Source organism: Phreatobacter sp. (genome assembly GCF_052440005.1).
Taxonomy (GTDB): Bacteria; Pseudomonadota; Alphaproteobacteria; order Rhizobiales; family Phreatobacteraceae; genus Phreatobacter.
Map to the genome: position 1 here is coordinate 1 of NZ_JBQVQL010000043.1, position 17126 is coordinate 17126.

Genomic DNA, 17126 nt, shown 5'->3' on the forward strand with positions numbered 1-17126 from the left:
GCCCAATGCGCCGGCCGGATCCGGGGGTGGCGGGGCCGCCGTCCAGGGCGGCGTTCCCGCCTTCACCGCGCCGCGCTGATGCGGCGAAATTAGCCGCTTCGGGTGCGTTGCAAGACCTCGATCCATGCGCTACCCCAAGCGGTGAGAACGGACTGGCTTCCAGGAGTTGAACCATGGCCTCCGAACCGCGGGTCGACGGCATCGCGCCGATGGACTATGCCGAGCACGAGCGCACCTACGCCTTCTTCACCGGGATGACGAAGTGGGGCACGATCTCCCTCGTCATCCTCATGATCCTGATGGCGATCTTCCTGCTCTGACAGGCAAGGCAGGCCCGTTTCCGGGGGGCAACGGGCCACACCGCATGACATGATGCCCCTCGGAGCGGCCCCGCGCGGGGAGACCGGAGGAGCAGTCTATGCGGATCGCGATCCCCAGGGAGACGGAAGCCGGCGAGCCGCGCGTCGCCGGCACGCCCGACACGGTGAAGCGCCTGGTGGCGCTGGGCACCGAGGTCGTGGTGGAACCCGGCGCGGGCCTCGCCTCCGGAATCATCGACGCTGACTACGCGGCCGCCGGCGCGAGCCTCTCCGCCGACGCGGTGAAGGGCGCCGACGTCGTCCTCAAGGTGCGCCGCCCCTCCGCGGCGGAAGTGAAGTCCTACAAGTCCGGCGCGGTGGTTCTCGCCACCATGGACCCCTATGGCAACGAGGCCGCGCTCGGCGTCATGGCGCAGGCCGGCGTGTCCGCCTTCGCCATGGAGCTGATGCCGCGCATCACCCGCGCGCAGGTGATGGACGTGCTGTCGAGCCAGGCGAACCTCGCCGGCTACCGGGCCGTCATCGACGGCGCCGGCGAATTCGGCCGCGCCCTGCCGATGATGATGACCGCCGCCGGCACCGTTCCCGCCGCCAAGATCTTCGTGATGGGTGCCGGCGTCGCCGGCCTGCAGGCCATCGCGACAGCCCGCCGCCTCGGCGCGGTCGTCACCGCCACCGACGTCCGCCCGGCCGCCAAGGAGCAGGTGGAAAGCCTCGGCGCCAAGTTCGTCGCGGTGATGGACGACGAGTTCAAGCAGGCCGAGACCGCCGCCGGCTATGCCAAGCCGATGTCGGCGGAATACCAGGCGAAGCAGGCGGCCCTCGTCGCCGAGCACATCGCCAAACAGGACATCGTCATCACCACGGCGCTGATCCCCGGCCGCGCCGCGCCCCGGCTCGTCACCGCCGCCATGGTCGCCTCGATGAAGGCGGGCTCGGTGCTGGTCGACCTCGCCGTCGAGCGCGGCGGCAACGTCGAGGGCGCGAAGGCCGGCGAGATCGTGGTGACGGAGAACGGCGCCAAGATCGTCGGCCATGCCAACGTGCCCGGTCGCCTCGCCGCGACCTCCTCCGCGCTCTATGCCAAGAACCTCTTCTCCTTCCTCGAGATCATGATCGACAAGGCCTCGAAGGCCCTCGTCGTGCCGTGGGACGACGAGCTGGTGAAGGCGACGCTGCTGACCCGCGACGGGGCGGTGGTGCATCCGAACTTCCAGTCCGCGACCCCTCCGCCGCCGGCCCCGGCCGCAGCGCCGGCCGCCGAGGATGCGGCGCCGGCCAAGCCGAAGGCGGCACCGAAGAAGTCCACCAAGGCGTGACATCCACCAAGGCCTGATCCGAGGGGAAACGAATGACGACGCTGACGCCAGACCAGGCCCTCGAACGGGCCCGCGCCGCAGCCGAGGCGGCGCGCATCGCCGCCGAACAGGCGCGGCTCGCCTCCGAGCAGGCCACCGCGGTCGCCGACCAGATCGCCACGGTCGCGGGCGCCGCGGTGCACAGCGCCACCGGCGGGGCGATCGACCCCACCGTGTTCCGCCTCACCATTTTCGCCCTCGCGGTCTTCGTCGGCTACTACGTGGTGTGGTCGGTGACGCCGGCCCTGCACACCCCGCTGATGTCGGTCACCAACGCCATCTCCTCCGTCATCGTCGTCGGCGCGCTGCTCGCGGTCGGCGTGCAGGTGATGGACTCCGGCACGGTGATGGCCCGCATCTTCGGCTTCATCGCGCTCGTCCTCGCGGCGATCAACATCTTCGGCGGCTTCCTCGTCACACAGCGCATGCTTGCGATGTACAAGGCGAAGGACAAGCCGGCGACGAGCAAGGGCTGAACCGATGTCGGCAAATCTCGCAGCCCTCCTCTACCTCGTCGCCGGCATTCTCTTCATCCTCAGCCTGCGCGGGCTGTCGAGCCCCTCGACCTCGCGCCAGGGCAACCTGATGGGCATGGTCGGCATGACCATCGCCATCCTGACGACGCTCGCCTATGCGCGTCCCGCGGGCATCGGGGCCTGGATCCTAGTCCTCGCCGGCCTCGGCATCGGCGGCGGCATCGGCGCGGTCATCGCCCGCCGGGTGCCCATGACCTCCATGCCGCAGCTGGTCGCGGCCTTCCACTCGGGCGTCGGCCTCGCCGCCGTCTTCGTCGCCGCCGCCGCGCTCTATGCGCCGACGGCTTTCGACATCGGGGCGCGCGGCGGGATCAAGGGCCTGTCGCTCTTCGAGATGGGCCTCGGTGCCGCCATCGGCGCCATCACCTTCACCGGCTCCGTCATCGCCTTCCTGAAGCTCGACGGGCGGATGAGCGGCAAGCCGATCATGCTGCCGCAGCGCCACCTCCTCAACATCGCGCTGGCGGCGGCCATCCTCGTGCTGATGATCGTCTTCATGCGCACGGAGAGCACGCACGCCTTCTGGCTGATCGTGATCCTCTCCTTCGTCGTCGGCGTGACGCTGATCATCCCCATCGGCGGCGCCGACATGCCGGTCGTCGTGTCGATGCTCAACTCCTATTCGGGCTGGGCGGCGGCGGGCATCGGCTTCACGCTGGGCAACACCGCGCTGATCATCACCGGCGCGCTGGTCGGCTCGTCGGGCGCGATCCTGTCCTACATCATGTGCAAGGCGATGAACCGGTCCTTCATCTCGGTCATCCTCGGCGGCTTCGGCGGCGATGATGCGGCGGCGGGCGGTTCGGCCGAGGCGCGGCCCTTCAAGGCGGGCTCGGCGGAGGATGCCGCCTACATCATGAAGAACGCCCAGAAGGTCATCATCGTGCCGGGCTACGGCATGGCGGTGGCCCAGGCCCAGCACGCCCTGCGCGAGATGGCCGACCTCCTCAAGAAGGAGGGCGTCGAGGTGAAATACGCCATCCATCCGGTGGCCGGCCGCATGCCCGGGCACATGAACGTGCTGCTGGCGGAAGCCAACGTGCCCTATGACGAGGTCTTCGAGCTCGAGGACATCAACTCGGAGTTCGCCCAGGCGGACGTCGCCTTCGTCATCGGCGCCAACGACGTCACCAACCCCGCGGCGAAGACCGACAAGACCTCGCCGATCTACGGCATGCCCATCCTCGACGTGGAGAAGGCCGGCAACATCCTGTTCGTGAAGCGCGGCATGGGCGGCGTCGGTTATGCCGGCATCGACAACGACGTGTTCTATCGCGACAACACGATGATGCTGCTCGCCGACGCCAAGAAGATGGTGGAGAGCATCGTCAAGGCGCTGGGGCACTGACCCCCATGCCCCTCGGTCGAGGGGCTGCCGCCGGGCGATCTGGGATCGGAGCGGGGCTGTCGGGCCCCGCTTCTTTTTTGGGGGAGGCACCATGCTGTTCATGGTCATCGAGCGCTTTGCCGGCTGCGATCCGGTTCCGGTTTACCGGAGGGTGCGCGACAGCGGGCGGTCGCTGCCCGCGGGGCTGACCTATGTGGGAAGCTGGATCGAGCCGAACTTCGACCGCTGCTTCCAGCTGATGCAGTGCGACGACCTGCGCCTGCTGCAGGAATGGGTGCTGTCGTGGCGCGGGTCGGGCGTGACCTTCGAGATCGTGCCCGTCGTGCCCAGCGACGAGACCCGGGCGGTGGTGGCTCCCCATCTCGACGGTGCCGCGCCATGACCGTCGCAATCCGCCCCTACGAGCCCGCGGACCGCATGGCCGTGGTCCGCCTCGTCCACCAGCTCAACCTCTTCGAGGACGGCATCTCCGCCGACCGCGCCCGCGACGTGAAGGCGGCGGAGGCCTGTCTCGACGCCGATCTGAGGCGCGTCGGCCGCGACGGCGGGGCGCTGATGGTGGCCCTCGACGGGGACGAGCCGGTCGGGATGTTGTGCTTCGTGCTGGAGCCGCCACAGCCCTATCTCAGGGCCGATCTCGCACAGATCGGCTGGGTGACGGAGCTCGTCGTCGACGAGCGCTACCGGGGGCAGGGAATCGGCACCGCCCTGCTCGAGGAGGCGGAGCGGATCGCCCGTGGCCACGGCGTCAGCCGGCTGATGATCGGCGCCATCGTCGGCAACACGATCGCGCGCAAGGCCTACGAGCGCTTCGGCTTCCGGCCCGCGGTGATGGAGCTTGTGAAGGACCTAGAGTAAAGGGGCGGAGTGGGCCGACAGGTCAGCCTTCTCCGCCGACTTCCCCGTCATGCCCGGGCATGACGGACAGGTGGGCTCCCTCAGGAGCATCCGTGTCCCGCCGGACCGCTGTGAGCCGTGACGGCCCCCGCATCCGGTCTCAGTTGAACAGGCGATAGGTCTGGCCGGCGCGGCCGCCGAGGCGGGCGAAGCCCTCGCGGGCGCCGGGATGGTTTTCCTCGACGCTGATGGCCTTGGTGTAGGAGCCCAGCGCCCGCTCGTTGTCGCCGGTGCGCTCCAGCGCCTGGCCACGGGCGACCCACAGGTCGGGATTGCGCTGGTCGAACTGGACGGCCTCGTTGAAGTCGTCGAGGGCGAGCTTGTTCTCGTTCAGCGCCAGGTAGCTGAGGCCGCGGCCGTAATAGGGCTCGGAATTGTTGGGGGCGAGGCCGAGGGCGGTGGTGAAGTCCTCCACCGCCTGGCGATGGTTGCCCTGCGCCGCCCAGACGAGGGCGCGGTTGTGGTAGGCCTGCGCGTTGGAGCCGTTGATCTGGATGGCGCGGTTGTAATCCGCCAGGGCCTCGGCGTGGCGGTTCTGCGTGCGGTGGATGTTGCCGCGGCCGATATAGGCGGCGGCGTAGTTGGCATCGGCCGCGATCGCCCGGTTATAGTCGGCGAGGGCGAGGTCGACGCGCCCGCCCTGACGATGCACGAGGGCGCGGTTGGCCAGCGCCTGGGCATAGTTCGGATCGATCTGGATGGCGCGGGAGAAATCGGCCATCGCCTCGGCCTGCCGGCCGGTGCGGGCGAGGACCGTGCCGCGCATGTTGAAGGCCTGCGGGTCGTTCGGATTGCGCTGGACCACCTCGGAGAGCGAGGCGAGGTTGGCGGTCGAGCCGATATAGCTCGACTCCGCGTCATCGCCGCCGGTCGTCGAACCGACGGAGGTGACGCCGCCGGTCGAGCTGCAGCCGCCGAGGGCAAGGCCGGCCGCCAGAAGCAGGAACCGCGGCAGGCGGGCCGTCGCGTGGGCCGAACGTGTCATGTCCCATCGTCCTATCATCGGCCTGAGCGGCGGGGGGCCGCCACAGGCGGGCCCGGAATCGAACCGGCCCGCGATGATCTTTCGTCGCGGGCCTGTCAAAAATACGGCGGAACCGCCGGTCTGTCGTGTCAGCGTGCGCCGGCGGCGGCGCGGACCTTCACCGGCTTGGCGGGGATCAGGCCCTCGCGCTGGGCTTTCTTGCGGGCGAGCTTGCGGGCGCGGCGCACGGCCTCGGCCTTCTCGCGCGCCTTCTTCTCGGACGGCTTCTCGTAGTGGCCGCGCAGCTTCATTTCGCGGAAGATGCCTTCACGCTGCATCTTCTTCTTGAGCGCCTTCAGCGCCTGATCGACATTGTTGTCGCGAACGAGAACCTGCACGCCGATGATCCTTCAAGCCATCTGGATTCGAGGTCGAGCAAGACCCTCACGGATGACCCGTGCGGAAAGAGCATGCCCAAGGAAGACAGGCGCGTAACAGAATCCGCGCGCTCTGTCCATGGTCTTTCGGGCTTTGCGCCGAATTTTGAAGTCCTCGTTTGCGTCGGACCGGCGGCGCGGCTATATCGGTCGTGATTTCCCGATCCGTTGATCGATACGAGGCGGTCGCCTCGGCCCGGACCCCAAGGCCCGGGCGCGGGAGCCCTCACGCTCCCGTCACGGCCGCCGCCTCCGCCCGATCGACCCACAAGAGGCACGCCATGACCCAGCTTCTCATGCCCAAGGCGACCGCCGTCTGGCTCGTCGACAATACTGCCCTGTCCTTCGAGCAGATCGCCGCCTTCTGCACCCTTCACCCGCTCGAGGTGAAGGCGATCGCCGACGGCGAGGCGGCGCAGGGCATCAAGGGCGCCGATCCCGTCATCACGGGACAGCTGACCCGCGAGGAGATCGCCAAGGCCGAGAAGGATCCGGCCTATCGCCTCAAGCTGGCGCCGCCCAAGGTGAAGCTGCCGGAGGTCAAGTCGAAGAAGGGGCCGCGCTACACTCCGGTGTCGCGCCGCCAGGACCGTCCCAACGCCATCCTCTGGCTGGTGCGCAACCATCCCGAGCTGAAGGACGCGGCCATCATGCGCCTCGTCGGCACCACCAAGCCGACCATCGCCGCGATCCGCGACCGCACCCACTGGAACTCGCAGACCCTGTCGCCGATGGACCCGGTGACGCTCGGCCTGTGCTCGCAGATCGACCTCGACCTCGAGGTCAACCGCGCCGCCAAGGAGCGCGGCCCGGTCGACACCACGCCCGAGCAGACCCTGCTGCCGGCCGACCAGACGACCTCGGCGCCGGCCAAGTACGATCCCTTCGAGCGTGACGAGGCGCCCAAGCGCGAGGAGCGCTACGACGCCGAGAAGGTCTTCGCCAATCTGAAGTCGCTGCGCGACGACGACGACGAGCGCTGAGAGCTCTCTTTTCCCGTAGCCCTCGACGTTGTAACCGGGTTCGCCCCATCTTCCGGGGCGGGCCCGATTCGCATTTCCGGAGACCGATCATGGCCGATGCAGCACGCAGCCCGATCTCGCTCGAAGGGCTCGACCTCGCCGCCCTCGTGGCGAGCCGCGTCTGCCACGACGTGATCTCGCCGGTCGGCGCCATCGTCAACGGCCTCGAACTGATGGAAGACGGCGCCGACCAGGCGACGACCGAACTCGCGCTCGACCTCATCCGCAAGAGCGCCAAGACGGCCTCGGCGCGGCTCCAGTTCTGCCGCATCGCCTTCGGTGCGGCGGGCTCCGCCGGGTCGGCCATCGACACCCGCGACGCCCACCAGGTGGCGACGAACTTCCTCAACGACGACCGCACCACCATCGACTGGCACATTCCCCCGGCCTTCCTGCCGAAGAACCGGGTGAAGCTGCTGCTCAACCTGCTGATGCTGGCGGCCGGCGCCATCCCGCGCGGCGGCGTGATCAAGGTCGAGATGACGGGCGAGGGCGACACCGCGGGCTTCGCCATCGTCGTCACCGGGCTCAATGCCCGCATTCCCCCGCATGCCAACGAGCTCCTCGCCGGCATCCCCGCCAACGAGCAGGGCACCATCGATGCCCATGCGATCCAGCCCTATTATGCCGGCCTGCTGGCCCGTGCCGCGGGTATGTCGGTACGGATCGAGAAGATCGAGGACAGGGTCGAGATCAGCGCGTCCTGACAATGTACCAAATTTTCTGTAAATTGATTAACCTCTTGTGAGGCAAACGCTTCTTCCGTTCGGACAACCGCTCCAACGGTAATTTCGCTTCAGCAAGCCTTAACCCTTTTCCCGGACACTCGGGGACATTGAGGCAAGCCGCGATGTCGGCTGGCCGGTGTTCTACAGTCCGGGTTGGGCGACATGGATGACTTGCTGCGCGAATTCCTGACAGAGACCAACGAGAGCCTCGATGTGGTCGACGTCGAGCTTGTCCGCTTCGAGCAGGACCCCAACAACGCCGCGATCCTCGGCAACATCTTCCGCCTCGTCCACACCATCAAGGGGACCTGCGGTTTCCTCGGCCTGCCGCGCCTGGAAGCGCTGGCGCACGCCGCCGAAACCCTCATGGGCAAGTACCGTGACGGCTCGCCGGTCACCCAGCAGGGCGTTACCCTCATCCTCTTCACCATCGACCGCCTGAAGGAAATCCTCGGCGATCTCGAAGGCGCGGGCGCCGAGCCGGAAGGCGACGACGGCGACCTGATCTCGCAGCTCGAGGCCATGTCCATGGCCGCCGAGACCGCCCCGGCCGCCGCTGCTCCCGTCGAGAAGGCGCCCGAGCCCGCCGCCGCCTCCGGCCAGTCCCTGGAGAGGGCGCTCCGTCCCGGCGAGGTGTCGCTGGACGAACTCGAGCGCGCCTTCCGCGAGACCGAGGCGGAAGTCGCCGTGGCGCCGCTGCCCGAGGTCGCCGCTCCGCCGGTTGTCCCCGAGCCGGCCAAGGCCGAGGTCAAGAAACCGTCTGCCCGTCCCGCCAAGCCGGCCGCTGCCGCGGGTGAGGAGGAAGGCGAGGGCGTGAAGGGCCAGCAGACCCTGCGCGTCAACGTCGACACGCTCGAGCAGCTGATGACCATGGTCTCGGAGCTGGTGCTGACCCGCAACCAGCTGCTCGAGATCGTCCGCCGCCACGAGGACTCTGAATTCAAGGTGCCGCTGCAGCGCCTGTCCAACGTCACCGCCGAGCTGCAGGACGGCGTGATGAAGACCCGCATGCAGCCGATCGGCAACGCCTGGCAGAAGCTGCCGCGCATCGTCCGCGACCTCGGCAACGAACTCGGCAAGCAGATCGACCTCGAGATGCACGGCGCCGAGACCGAACTCGACCGCCAAGTGCTCGACCTGATCAAGGACCCGCTCACCCACATGGTGCGCAACTCCGCCGATCACGGCCTCGAGGCGACCGAGCAGCGCCGCCTCGCCGGCAAGCCCGAGAAGGGCACGATCAAGCTCTCCGCCTATCATGAGGGCGGCCACATCGTCATCGCGATCTCCGACGACGGCCGCGGCCTCAACACGGACCGCATCCGCAAGAAGATCATCGAGCAGAACCTCGCCAGCGAGGCCGAGCTCGAGAAGATGACGGAAGCGCAGATCCACAAGTTCATCTTCGCGCCGGGCTTCTCGACCGCGGCGGCCGTCACCTCGGTTTCCGGCCGCGGCGTCGGCATGGACGTGGTGCGCACCAACATCGACCAGATCGGCGGCACCATCGACCTGAAGTCGGTGCCGGGCGAGGGCACCACGGTCACCATCAAGATCCCGCTGACGCTGGCTATCGTCTCGGCCCTGATCGTCGAGAGCGCCGGCGACCGCTTCGCCATCCCGCAGCTCTCGGTCATCGAGCTCGTCCGCGCCCAGCAGAATTCGGAGCACCGGATCGAGCGGATCAAGGACACCCCGGTCCTTCGCCTGCGCAACAAGCTCCTGCCGCTGGTCCACCTGCGCCAGCTCCTCGGCATCGCCGGCGGCGAGCCGCTGGACGAGACGGCGGGCTTCATCGTCGTCACCCAGGTCGGCAGCCAGACCTTCGGCATCGTGGTGGACCAGGTGTTCCACACCGAGGAAATCGTCGTGAAGCCGATGTCGTCGAAGCTGCGGCACATCACGATGTTCTCCGGGACCACCATCCTCGGCGACGGCTCGGTGATCATGATCATCGACCCGAACGGCATCGCCTCGGCCATCGGCACCGACGTGCAGACGGCCACCAACGAGACCGAGGCCGACGCCCGCCGCGGCAACGAGCGCCAGCTCATCTCCATGCTGGTCTTCCGCGCCGGTTCGCGCGAGCAGAAGGCCGTGCCGCTGTCCCTCGTCACCCGCCTCGAAGAGGTGGCGGTGGACAAGATCGAGCAGGCCCACGGCCGCCATCTCGTGCAGTACCGCGGCGCCCTCATGCCGCTGGTCTCGGTGTCTGGCTACATGGAGCTGAAGAGCGAGGGCAGCCAGCCGCTGCTGGTCTTCTCCGACTCCGGCCGCTCCATGGGCCTCGTGGTCGACGAGATCGTCGACATCGTCGAGGACGCGCTCAACATCGAGGTCTCGGCCGACGTGCCCGGCCTCCTCGGCTCGGCGGTCATCAAGGGCCAGGCGACCGAGATCCTCGACATCGGCCACTACCTGCCGCTGGCCTTCGAGGACTGGTTCAAGCGCAAGGAGATGCGCATCGAGGCGCTGACCCGCAAGCTGCTCTTCGTCGACGACTCGCCCTTCTTCCGCAACATGCTGACCCCCGTGCTGAAGGCGGCCGGCTACGACGTCGTCACCGCGGCGGGCGGCTCGGAAGGGCTCGACATCCTGAAGAACGGCGACAAGTTCGACGTCGTCGTCTCGGACATCGAGATGCCGGAGATGAACGGCTTCGAGTTCGCCGAGGCCATGCGCTCCGACAAGCGCTTCGCGTCGACGCCGGTCATCGCGCTGTCTTCGCTGACCAACCCCGCCGCCATCGAGCGGGCGCGGGTCGCCGGCTTCCACGACTATGTCGCCAAATTCGACCGTCAGGGCCTCATCGCGGCGCTGAAGGAAACCTCCAACGAAATCGCCCAGGCGGCGTAAGTCATCTTGCGTGAGGATCTGTCCATGCAGACCACCAGCGACGACGTCACGGAATATGTGACCGTGCTGATCGGCGGCCAGTTGTTCGGCCTGCCCATCTCCCGCGTGCAGGACGTGTTCATGCCCGACCGGCTGACGCGCGTGCCGCTGTCCCACCCCGACATCGCCGGCGTGCTCAACCTGCGCGGCCGCATCGTCACCGCCATCGACATGCGCATCCGCCTCGGTCTGGCGCGCGAGAAGGACGCGAAGCCCGCCATGGCGGTGGGTATCGAGTCCCGCGGCGAGAGCTACGGCCTGCTGATCGACTCGGTCGGCGAGGTGCTCAAGCTCTCTCCCGACAGCCGCGAGCAGAACCCGATCAACCTCGATCCCCGCTGGTCCCGCGTGTCGGCCGGCGTTCACCGCCTCGATGGCCAGCTGATGGTCATCCTGGACGTCGATTCCGTGCTCGCCATGGGCGGCGAGCAGATGGCCGCATGATTGTATTCAAAGCGTAGGACCCAAGCCGATGAAAACCTGCCTCGTGGTCGACGACAGCTCGGTGATCCGCAAGGTCGCCCGGCGAATCCTGGAAGGCCTCGGCTTCGCCATCGAGGAGGCTGAAGACGGGCAGAAGGCGCTGGAGTTCTGCTACGGCACCATGCCGGAGGCGATCCTCCTCGACTGGAACATGCCGGTGATGGACGGCTACGAGTTCCTGAGGGAACTGCGCAAGCTGCCCGGCGGCCAGGCGCCCAAGGTGGTCTTCTGCACCACCGAGAACGACGTCGCCCACATCGCCCGGGCGATGCACGCGGGTGCGAACGAATACATCATGAAGCCCTTCGACAAGGACATTGTCGAAGCCAAGTTCGCCGAAGTCGGCCTGATCTGATCCGTCGCGGCGCAAGCCGCCCTGTCCTGCGTTCAAGTTCCGAGTACCGGCGTATGAGTCTCGCGTCTTTCAAGGCCGCCCCCGGCGGGGCCGTGCCCACTGCCAGCGACCCCATCAAGGTGATGGTGGTCGACGATGCGGTCGTCGTCCGCGGCCTGGTCGGCCGCTGGATCGCCGACGAGAGCGACATGACGCTCGTCGCCTCCCACCGCTCCGGGCGTGAAGCCGTCGCCGACATCGCCAAGAAGAACCCCGACGTCGTCATCCTCGACATCGAGATGCCGGACATGGACGGCATCACGGCCCTGCCGCTGATCATCCAGGCCAAGCGCGACGTCATGGTGCTGATGGCCTCGACCCTCACCCGCCGCAACGCCGAAATCTCGCTGAAGTGCCTGTCGCTCGGCGCCGCCGACTACGTCCCGAAGCCGGAGACCAACGCCGGCGTCACCACCTCGCCGGCCTTCAAGCGCGAGATCCTCGACAAGGTCCGTGCGCTCGGCCGCCGCCGCAAGATCGCGGGCAAGGTGTTCCGCGCCGCCTCCGCCGGCGGTAGCGCCCCGGCCGCCCCGGGCCGTGTCGCCGCGCCCTCGATCGCGCCCCAGTCGATCGGCTTCAACGAGCCGAGCTTCAAGCTGCGCCCCTTCGGCACGACCATCCCGAAGGTCCTCACCATCGGCTCCTCGACGGGCGGGCCGCAGGCGCTGACGACCGTGCTCAAGGCGCTCGGCTCGTTCATCGACCGGGTGCCGGTGCTGATCACCCAGCACATGCCGCCGACCTTCACCACCATCCTCGCCGAACACGCGGCCAAGGCGTCGGGCCGTCCAGCCGCCGAGGGGCGCGACGGCGAGCCGGTGCTCCCCGGCCGCATCTACGTGGCGCCGGGCGGCAAGCACATGGTGGTCAAGAAGACCGGCGGCACCACCGTCATCCATCTCGAGGACGGAGCGCCGGTGAACTTCTGCAAGCCGGCCGTCGACCCGCTGTTCACCTCGGTCGCCCAGGCCTGGGGCGCCCAGACCTTCGGCTGCGTGCTGACCGGGATGGGCCATGACGGCGCCCACGGCGCCGGCGACATCGTCGCTGCCGGCGGCAGCGTCATCGCCCAGGACGAGGCGACCAGCGTCGTGTGGGGCATGCCGGGAGCGGTCGCCACGGGAGGCCACGCCGCGGCGGTGCTGCCTATCGACCAGATCGCCCCGAAGATCATGCGTGTTTTCTCCGGAGACCGGTCGTGACGCCACTCGATTACGATTTCCTGCGTGGTTTCCTGAAGACCCGCTCCGGCCTCGTCCTGTCCAACGACAAGCAGTATCTCATCGAGAGCCGCCTGATGCCGATCGTGCGCAAGCACGGGATGACCGGCATCAGCGAGCTCGTGCAGAAGCTCAAGGCCCCCGGCGCGGAGTCGCTCGCCTCCAAGGTCACCGAGGCGATGACCACGAACGAGAGCTTCTTCTTCCGCGACAAGACCCCCTTCGACCATTTCAAGGAGGTCATGCTGCCGGCCATGCTGAAGGCGCGGGCGGCCAAGCGCCACGTGCGCATCTGGTGCGCCGCGGCCTCCACCGGCCAGGAGCCCTATTCGTTGGCGATGATCCTCAAGGAGATGGGCCCGCAGCTCGCCGGCTGGCGCTTCGAGATCATCGGCACCGACCTCTCGGGTGAGGTGCTTGAGCGCGCCAAGGCCGGCATCTACAGCCAGTTCGAGGTCCAGCGCGGCCTGCCGATCCAGATGCTGCTGAAGTATTTCACGCAGAACGGCGACCAGTGGACCATCTCCCCGGAGATCCGGTCGATGGTGCACTACCGGACGCTGAACCTCCTGAACGACTTCTCGGCGCTCGGCCAGTTCGACATCGTCTATTGCCGCAACGTGCTGATCTATTTCGACCAGCCGACCAAGATCGACGTCCTGAACCGCACCGCGAGGCTGACCGCGCCGGACGGCTACCTGCTGCTCGGTGCGGCCGAGACGGTGGTCGGCCTGACCGACTCCTTCAAGCCGATCGCCGACCGCCGCGGCCTCTATGCGCCGACCGTGAAGGCCCCCGCGGGCGTGCCCGCGGCTCCGGCCAAGGTCTTCGCGGTGGCGGGTGGCCGGCCGCTCTGACCGGCCACCGCCGCGTGAACGTGATCGAGGGCGCCGCGAGGCGCCCTTTGTCTTGAGGCTGACGGGTGTTAGGGGCTCGGTCGCCGCGCCCGCGGCGTCCCCAGCCAGTCAGGCCCCATGATCAGCGATCCGTTCTTCTATGTCGTCGCCGTGCCGGCGGTGATTCTCTACGGCCTGTCCAAGGGCGGCTTCGGCGGCGTCGCCATCCTGTCGATGCCGCTCCTGTCGCTGGCGATTTCACCCATCCAGGCGGCGGCGATCATGCTGCCGGTGCTAATGGTGCAGGATGTGGTGACCGTCTGGAGCTACCGGCGCACCTGGGATCCGGCGACGCTGCTCCACCTCGCGCCGGGCGCCTTTGCAGGCATCGTCGCCGGCTATCTCTTCGCCTCCCATGTGTCGGAGCCGGCCGTGCGCATCATCGTCGGGGTGATCGCCGTCGCCTTCTGTCTCGACCGCTGGCTGCGTCCGCCCCCGTCCGGGGACGGGCGACCGCAGAACTGGCCGTCGGGGACCATCCTCGGCACCCTCTGCGGCTACACGAGCTTCGTCATTCACGTGGGCGGACCGCCCTTCAACATGTACGCCATGCCGCGAGGCCTGCCGCGCGACGTCTTCGTGGGGTCGGCGGCGCTGTTTTTCGCGGCGGTCAACCTCGTCAAGGTGACCCCCTTCATCGCACTGGGCCAGCTGACCGTGGGCAATCTCGCCACCGCCGCGACGCTCTTCCCGCTGGCGGTGCTCGCCAATATGGGCGGCATCTGGCTCGTCCGGCGGGTGCCGACGGGCCTGTTCTACCGCATCATCTACATCCTCACCTTCATCGTCGGCTGTGTGCTGCTCGCCGGCGGGGTGAGGGCGGTTCTCTGACGCGGGCCACATCGGCAGGGCCAACGAAAAAGGGCCGCCCGAAGGCGGCCCTTTCCGTGATCGGTCCTGACGGACCCCGAGATCAGTAGCGGGCGACGACGGCCGACGGGCCGGTCGAGAACAGGTAGTTGATGCCGAGCTTCACCGTGTGGATGTCGGTGCGGACGCGGTCGCCAGCGACCACGATGTTCCGGCGATCGCCGAAGCCGTAGTACATGTACTCGGCCTTGGCGGTCCAGTTCGGGGTGAAGGCGTACTCGATACCAGCGCCGAGGGCGTAGCCGGCGCGGGTCGACGAGGCCGTGGTGACCACGCCGCCGAGGTTCCAGCGATCCTGGAAGGTGGCGACGCCGAGACCGCCGGTCACGTAGAAGAGGGCGCGGTCGGCAGCGAAGCCGGCGCGGGCACGGACCGTCGACAGGAACGGAACCGAGGCGCGGTAGCTGTCGGCGCCGTTGACGAAGGTGCGACGCAGGCCGCCGGCAGCGATGTCGGCCTCGAGACCGAACACGAACTGGTTCATCTGCCAGTTGTAGCCGCCCTGGATACCGCCGAACACGCCGTTGGCGTTGACGCTCGAGTTGTTGGCGACGACCGGGCTGGTGTAGCGGGCCTGGGCCCAGCCGTAGCCGACGTGGCCACCGAGGTAGAAACCGGTCCAGGAGAAGGCGGGAGCGTAGACGGCGGCGGCGATCGGAGCGCGCGGGGCACCGAGGTCGGCGGCCTGGGCGCCGGTGGCGAGAGCGGCGACAGCGGCGCTCGCAAGGAGGAATTTCTTCATGGGATAGTTCCTTGTCTCATTATTGCGGCCGTGGCCGAGCCACTGCCATGCCTCTCGATGCCGTTCAGCACGATGCCCCGGAGACCCCCTCCTTCGCCGCGACATCGATCGAACGATGACCCGGGGATACAGGGCAATGGTTACAAATCAACTCCCATGGCGGTGATGAGAGACGCTTCCGGGGCTTGCTCCACCACGCCGCCGTTGCCTGTGGCCGCAGTGCAACAAATGCCCTTGGGGAAGGCGGTATCATGGTGCAACCTGTTGAGAATATGGCGGAAATGCGTCAAGTGCGGCAGCGGTATCCTGGACCGGAAGAGGGGCGTTGAACCCCGGCGACTCGGGGCCTACCGTCGGTGGCGGAAACGCCTTGCATGAAGGACGCCGCCATGAGCGCCTACGACCGCGATCTCGACAAGAACCCGGCGAACTACCAGCCGCTGACGCCCCTCAGCTTCCTCGAGCGGTCGGCGCGCGTCTTCCCCGAGCATCCCGCCATCGTCCATGGCCGGATTCGCCGCAGCTATCGCGAGTTCTACGCACGGGCCCGCCGTCTCGCCTCGGCCCTGGAGAGGGCAGGGGTGGGCAAGAACGACACGGTGGCCGTCATCTGCGCCAACACGCCGGCCATGCTGGAGGCCCATTACGGCGTCCCGATGTGCGGGGGCGTGCTGAACACCCTCAATACCCGGCTCGACGCGCCCATCATCGCCTTTTCCCTCGACCACGGCGAGGCCAAGGTCTTCATCGTCGACCGCGAGTTCTCCAAGCTCGCGAAGGAAGCCCTCGCGCTCTGCACGGTGAAGCCGCTCGTCATCGATTACGACGATCCCGAATATGACGGTCCGGGCGAGCGCATCGGCACGGTGGAATACGAGGACTTCATCGCCGGCGGCGATCCCGCCTATGTCTGGCAGCGCCCCGGCGACGAGTGGGACGCGATCGCCCTCAACTACACATCCGGCACCACGGGCAATCCGAAGGGCGTCGTCTATCACCACCGCGGCGCCTATCTGCTGGCGCTCGGCAACGTCGTCACCTGCGGCATGGCCAAGCACCCGGTCTATCTGTGGACGCTGCCGATGTTCCACTGCAACGGCTGGTGCTTCCCCTGGTCCATCTCGGCGGTGGCGGGTACCCACGTCTGCCTGCGCTGGGTGCGCGCGAAGGCCATGTACGACGCCATCGCCGACCTCGGCGTGACGCATCTGTGCGGGGCTCCCATCGTCATGAGCCTGCTGCTCAATGCGCCCGCGGAGGAGAAGCGCGCGATCGGGCGCACGGTGTCCTTCTTCACCGCGGCGGCGCCGCCGCCGGAGGCGGTGCTCGCCGCGATGAAGACGGCGGGCTTCGACGTGACCCACCTCTATGGCCTCACCGAGACCTACGGGCCTTCCGTCATCAACGACTGGAATCGCGACTGGGACACTCTCGACAGCGCCGACTATGCGGCGAAGAAGGCGCGGCAGGGCGTACCCTATCCCGTCCTCGAAGGCATGACGGTGATGAACCCCGAGACCATGGAGCCCGTGCCGGCTGACGGCGTCACCCTCGGCGAGGTGATGATGCGCGGCAACGTGGTGATGAAGGGGTACCTCAAGAACCGCAAGGCTTCGGACGAGGCCTTCGCCGGCGGCTGGTTCCATTCCGGTGACCTCGGCGTGCTCTATCCCGACGGCTACATCCAGCTGAAGGACCGCTCCAAGGACATCATCATCTCGGGCGGCGAGAACATCTCCTCCATCGAGGTGGAGGACGTGCTGTTCAAGCACCCGGCGGTGCAGGCGGCTGCGGTCGTCGCCAAGCCCGACGACAAATGGGGCGAGACGCCCTGCGCCTTCGTCGAGCTGAAGCCGGGCATGAGCGCGACGGCCGAGGAGATCATCGCCTGGTGCCGGCAGAACCTCGCGGCCTTCAAGTGCCCGCGCACCGTGGTCTGCACCGAGCTGCCGAAGACGTCGACCGGCAAGATCCAGAAGTTCGTGCTCCGGGAGATGGCGAAGGGGGCGTAAGAGG

17 protein-coding genes and 1 pseudogene are annotated in these 17126 nt (G+C 67.9%); 15 read left to right on the forward strand and 3 right to left on the reverse strand.

Features of this window, described 5'->3' with window-relative positions:
• Positions 1 to 173 precede the first annotated feature (173 nt).
• From ACT6XY_RS12110 to ACT6XY_RS12135, 6 genes and pseudogenes are all read left to right on the forward strand, one after another.
• Positions 174 to 305: pseudogene (locus tag ACT6XY_RS12110) on the forward strand (aa3-type cytochrome c oxidase subunit IV); the annotation flags it as partial.
• 113 nt (positions 306 to 418) lie between these two features.
• Positions 419 to 1639 carry a Re/Si-specific NAD(P)(+) transhydrogenase subunit alpha gene (locus tag ACT6XY_RS12115; protein WP_444748576.1) on the forward strand — a complete coding sequence of 407 codons (1221 nt, stop codon included), beginning with the start codon at positions 419 to 421 and terminating at the stop codon, positions 1637 to 1639.
• A gap of 32 nt (positions 1640 to 1671) precedes the next feature.
• Positions 1672 to 2154: a proton-translocating transhydrogenase family protein gene (locus ACT6XY_RS12120; RefSeq protein ID WP_106749061.1), complete on the forward strand. Its 483-nt coding sequence runs from the start codon at positions 1672 to 1674 to the stop codon at positions 2152 to 2154.
• A 4-nt stretch (positions 2155 to 2158) separates the two neighbouring features.
• Positions 2159 to 3562, forward strand: a complete 1404-nt coding sequence (locus ACT6XY_RS12125) for an NAD(P)(+) transhydrogenase (Re/Si-specific) subunit beta (protein ID WP_444748577.1) — start codon at positions 2159 to 2161, stop codon at positions 3560 to 3562.
• Positions 3563 to 3653: 91 nt separating this feature from the next.
• Positions 3654 to 3944, forward strand: a complete 291-nt coding sequence (locus ACT6XY_RS12130) for a DUF3303 domain-containing protein (RefSeq protein ID WP_444748578.1) — start codon at positions 3654 to 3656, stop codon at positions 3942 to 3944.
• Complete coding sequence (locus ACT6XY_RS12135) at positions 3941 to 4420, forward strand: GNAT family N-acetyltransferase (RefSeq protein ID WP_444748579.1); 480 nt, start codon at positions 3941 to 3943, stop codon at positions 4418 to 4420. The genes ACT6XY_RS12130 and ACT6XY_RS12135 overlap by 4 nt, the downstream gene beginning before the upstream one ends.
• Before the next feature lie 139 nt (positions 4421 to 4559).
• On the opposite strand, the gene ACT6XY_RS12140 is transcribed toward ACT6XY_RS12135, so the two are convergent.
• Together ACT6XY_RS12140 and rpsU are read right to left on the reverse strand one after the other, a co-directional pair.
• Positions 4560 to 5444, reverse strand: coding sequence for a tetratricopeptide repeat protein (locus ACT6XY_RS12140; protein ID WP_444748580.1), 885 nt, complete (start codon positions 5442 to 5444; stop codon positions 4560 to 4562).
• Between the two features lie 128 nt (positions 5445 to 5572).
• Positions 5573 to 5821: a 30S ribosomal protein S21 gene (gene rpsU, locus ACT6XY_RS12145; protein WP_106749056.1), complete on the reverse strand. Its 249-nt coding sequence runs from the start codon at positions 5819 to 5821 to the stop codon at positions 5573 to 5575.
• Positions 5822 to 6141: 320 nt separating this feature from the next.
• Between rpsU and ACT6XY_RS12150 the strand changes: the two genes are divergently transcribed.
• The 8 genes from ACT6XY_RS12150 to ACT6XY_RS12185 all read left to right on the forward strand — a co-directional run bounded on the left by ACT6XY_RS12150 (position 6142) and on the right by ACT6XY_RS12185 (position 14329).
• Positions 6142 to 6843, forward strand: a complete 702-nt coding sequence (locus tag ACT6XY_RS12150) for a DUF1013 domain-containing protein (RefSeq protein WP_444748581.1) — start codon at positions 6142 to 6144, stop codon at positions 6841 to 6843.
• An 89-nt stretch (positions 6844 to 6932) separates the two neighbouring features.
• On the forward strand, positions 6933 to 7589 hold the full coding sequence (gene chpT / locus ACT6XY_RS12155) for a histidine phosphotransferase ChpT (protein ID WP_444748582.1): 657 nt from the start codon (positions 6933 to 6935) through the stop codon (positions 7587 to 7589).
• 183 nt (positions 7590 to 7772) lie between these two features.
• Positions 7773 to 10466: a hybrid sensor histidine kinase/response regulator gene (locus ACT6XY_RS12160; RefSeq protein ID WP_444748583.1), complete on the forward strand. Its 2694-nt coding sequence runs from the start codon at positions 7773 to 7775 to the stop codon at positions 10464 to 10466.
• Positions 10467 to 10490: 24 nt separating this feature from the next.
• A complete protein-coding gene (locus tag ACT6XY_RS12165; RefSeq protein WP_444748584.1) occupies positions 10491 to 10949 on the forward strand; it encodes a chemotaxis protein CheW in 459 nt (152 codons plus the stop codon).
• Between the two features lie 28 nt (positions 10950 to 10977).
• On the forward strand, positions 10978 to 11343 hold the full coding sequence (locus tag ACT6XY_RS12170; protein ID WP_106749052.1) for a response regulator: 366 nt from the start codon (positions 10978 to 10980) through the stop codon (positions 11341 to 11343).
• A gap of 53 nt (positions 11344 to 11396) precedes the next feature.
• Positions 11397 to 12584, forward strand: a complete 1188-nt coding sequence (locus tag ACT6XY_RS12175) for a protein-glutamate methylesterase/protein-glutamine glutaminase (RefSeq protein WP_444748585.1) — start codon at positions 11397 to 11399, stop codon at positions 12582 to 12584.
• Complete coding sequence (locus ACT6XY_RS12180; RefSeq protein WP_444748586.1) at positions 12581 to 13459, forward strand: CheR family methyltransferase; 879 nt, start codon at positions 12581 to 12583, stop codon at positions 13457 to 13459. The genes ACT6XY_RS12175 and ACT6XY_RS12180 overlap by 4 nt, the downstream gene beginning before the upstream one ends.
• 117 nt (positions 13460 to 13576) lie before the next feature.
• A complete protein-coding gene (locus tag ACT6XY_RS12185) occupies positions 13577 to 14329 on the forward strand; it encodes a sulfite exporter TauE/SafE family protein (protein ID WP_444748587.1) in 753 nt (250 codons plus the stop codon).
• An 82-nt stretch (positions 14330 to 14411) separates the two neighbouring features.
• On the opposite strand, the gene ACT6XY_RS12190 is transcribed toward ACT6XY_RS12185, so the two are convergent.
• The gene (locus ACT6XY_RS12190; RefSeq protein WP_444748588.1) at positions 14412 to 15110 is read right to left on the reverse strand and encodes an outer membrane protein; all 699 of its coding nucleotides are present in this window, start codon (positions 15108 to 15110) and stop codon (positions 14412 to 14414) included.
• A gap of 389 nt (positions 15111 to 15499) precedes the next feature.
• Here ACT6XY_RS12190 and ACT6XY_RS12195 point away from each other — a divergent pair, with 389 nt between their 5' ends.
• On the forward strand, positions 15500 to 17122 hold the full coding sequence (locus tag ACT6XY_RS12195; protein WP_444748589.1) for an acyl-CoA synthetase: 1623 nt from the start codon (positions 15500 to 15502) through the stop codon (positions 17120 to 17122).
• Positions 17123 to 17126 lie beyond the last annotated feature (4 nt).

Bases quoted from the DNA above. Each gene is read 5' to 3' on its own strand.
- ACT6XY_RS12115 (WP_444748576.1), top strand. From the start codon at position 419: ATGCGGATCGCGATCCCCAGGGAGACGGAAGCCGGCGAGCCGCGCGTC.
- ACT6XY_RS12120 (WP_106749061.1), top strand. From the start codon at position 1,672: ATGACGACGCTGACGCCAGACCAGGCCCTCGAACGGGCCCGCGCCGCA.
- ACT6XY_RS12125 (WP_444748577.1), top strand. From the start codon at position 2,159: ATGTCGGCAAATCTCGCAGCCCTCCTCTACCTCGTCGCCGGCATTCTC.
- ACT6XY_RS12130 (WP_444748578.1), top strand. From the start codon at position 3,654: ATGCTGTTCATGGTCATCGAGCGCTTTGCCGGCTGCGATCCGGTTCCG.
- ACT6XY_RS12135 (WP_444748579.1), top strand. From the start codon at position 3,941: ATGACCGTCGCAATCCGCCCCTACGAGCCCGCGGACCGCATGGCCGTG.
- ACT6XY_RS12140 (WP_444748580.1), bottom strand. From the start codon at position 5,444: ATGACACGTTCGGCCCACGCGACGGCCCGCCTGCCGCGGTTCCTGCTT.
- ACT6XY_RS12150 (WP_444748581.1), top strand. From the start codon at position 6,142: ATGACCCAGCTTCTCATGCCCAAGGCGACCGCCGTCTGGCTCGTCGAC.
- chpT (WP_444748582.1), top strand. From the start codon at position 6,933: ATGGCCGATGCAGCACGCAGCCCGATCTCGCTCGAAGGGCTCGACCTC.
- ACT6XY_RS12160 (WP_444748583.1), top strand. From the start codon at position 7,773: ATGGATGACTTGCTGCGCGAATTCCTGACAGAGACCAACGAGAGCCTC.
- ACT6XY_RS12165 (WP_444748584.1), top strand. From the start codon at position 10,491: ATGCAGACCACCAGCGACGACGTCACGGAATATGTGACCGTGCTGATC.
- ACT6XY_RS12170 (WP_106749052.1), top strand. From the start codon at position 10,978: ATGAAAACCTGCCTCGTGGTCGACGACAGCTCGGTGATCCGCAAGGTC.
- ACT6XY_RS12175 (WP_444748585.1), top strand. From the start codon at position 11,397: ATGAGTCTCGCGTCTTTCAAGGCCGCCCCCGGCGGGGCCGTGCCCACT.
- ACT6XY_RS12185 (WP_444748587.1), top strand. From the start codon at position 13,577: ATGATCAGCGATCCGTTCTTCTATGTCGTCGCCGTGCCGGCGGTGATT.
- ACT6XY_RS12190 (WP_444748588.1), bottom strand. From the start codon at position 15,110: ATGAAGAAATTCCTCCTTGCGAGCGCCGCTGTCGCCGCTCTCGCCACC.
- ACT6XY_RS12195 (WP_444748589.1), top strand. From the start codon at position 15,500: ATGAGCGCCTACGACCGCGATCTCGACAAGAACCCGGCGAACTACCAG.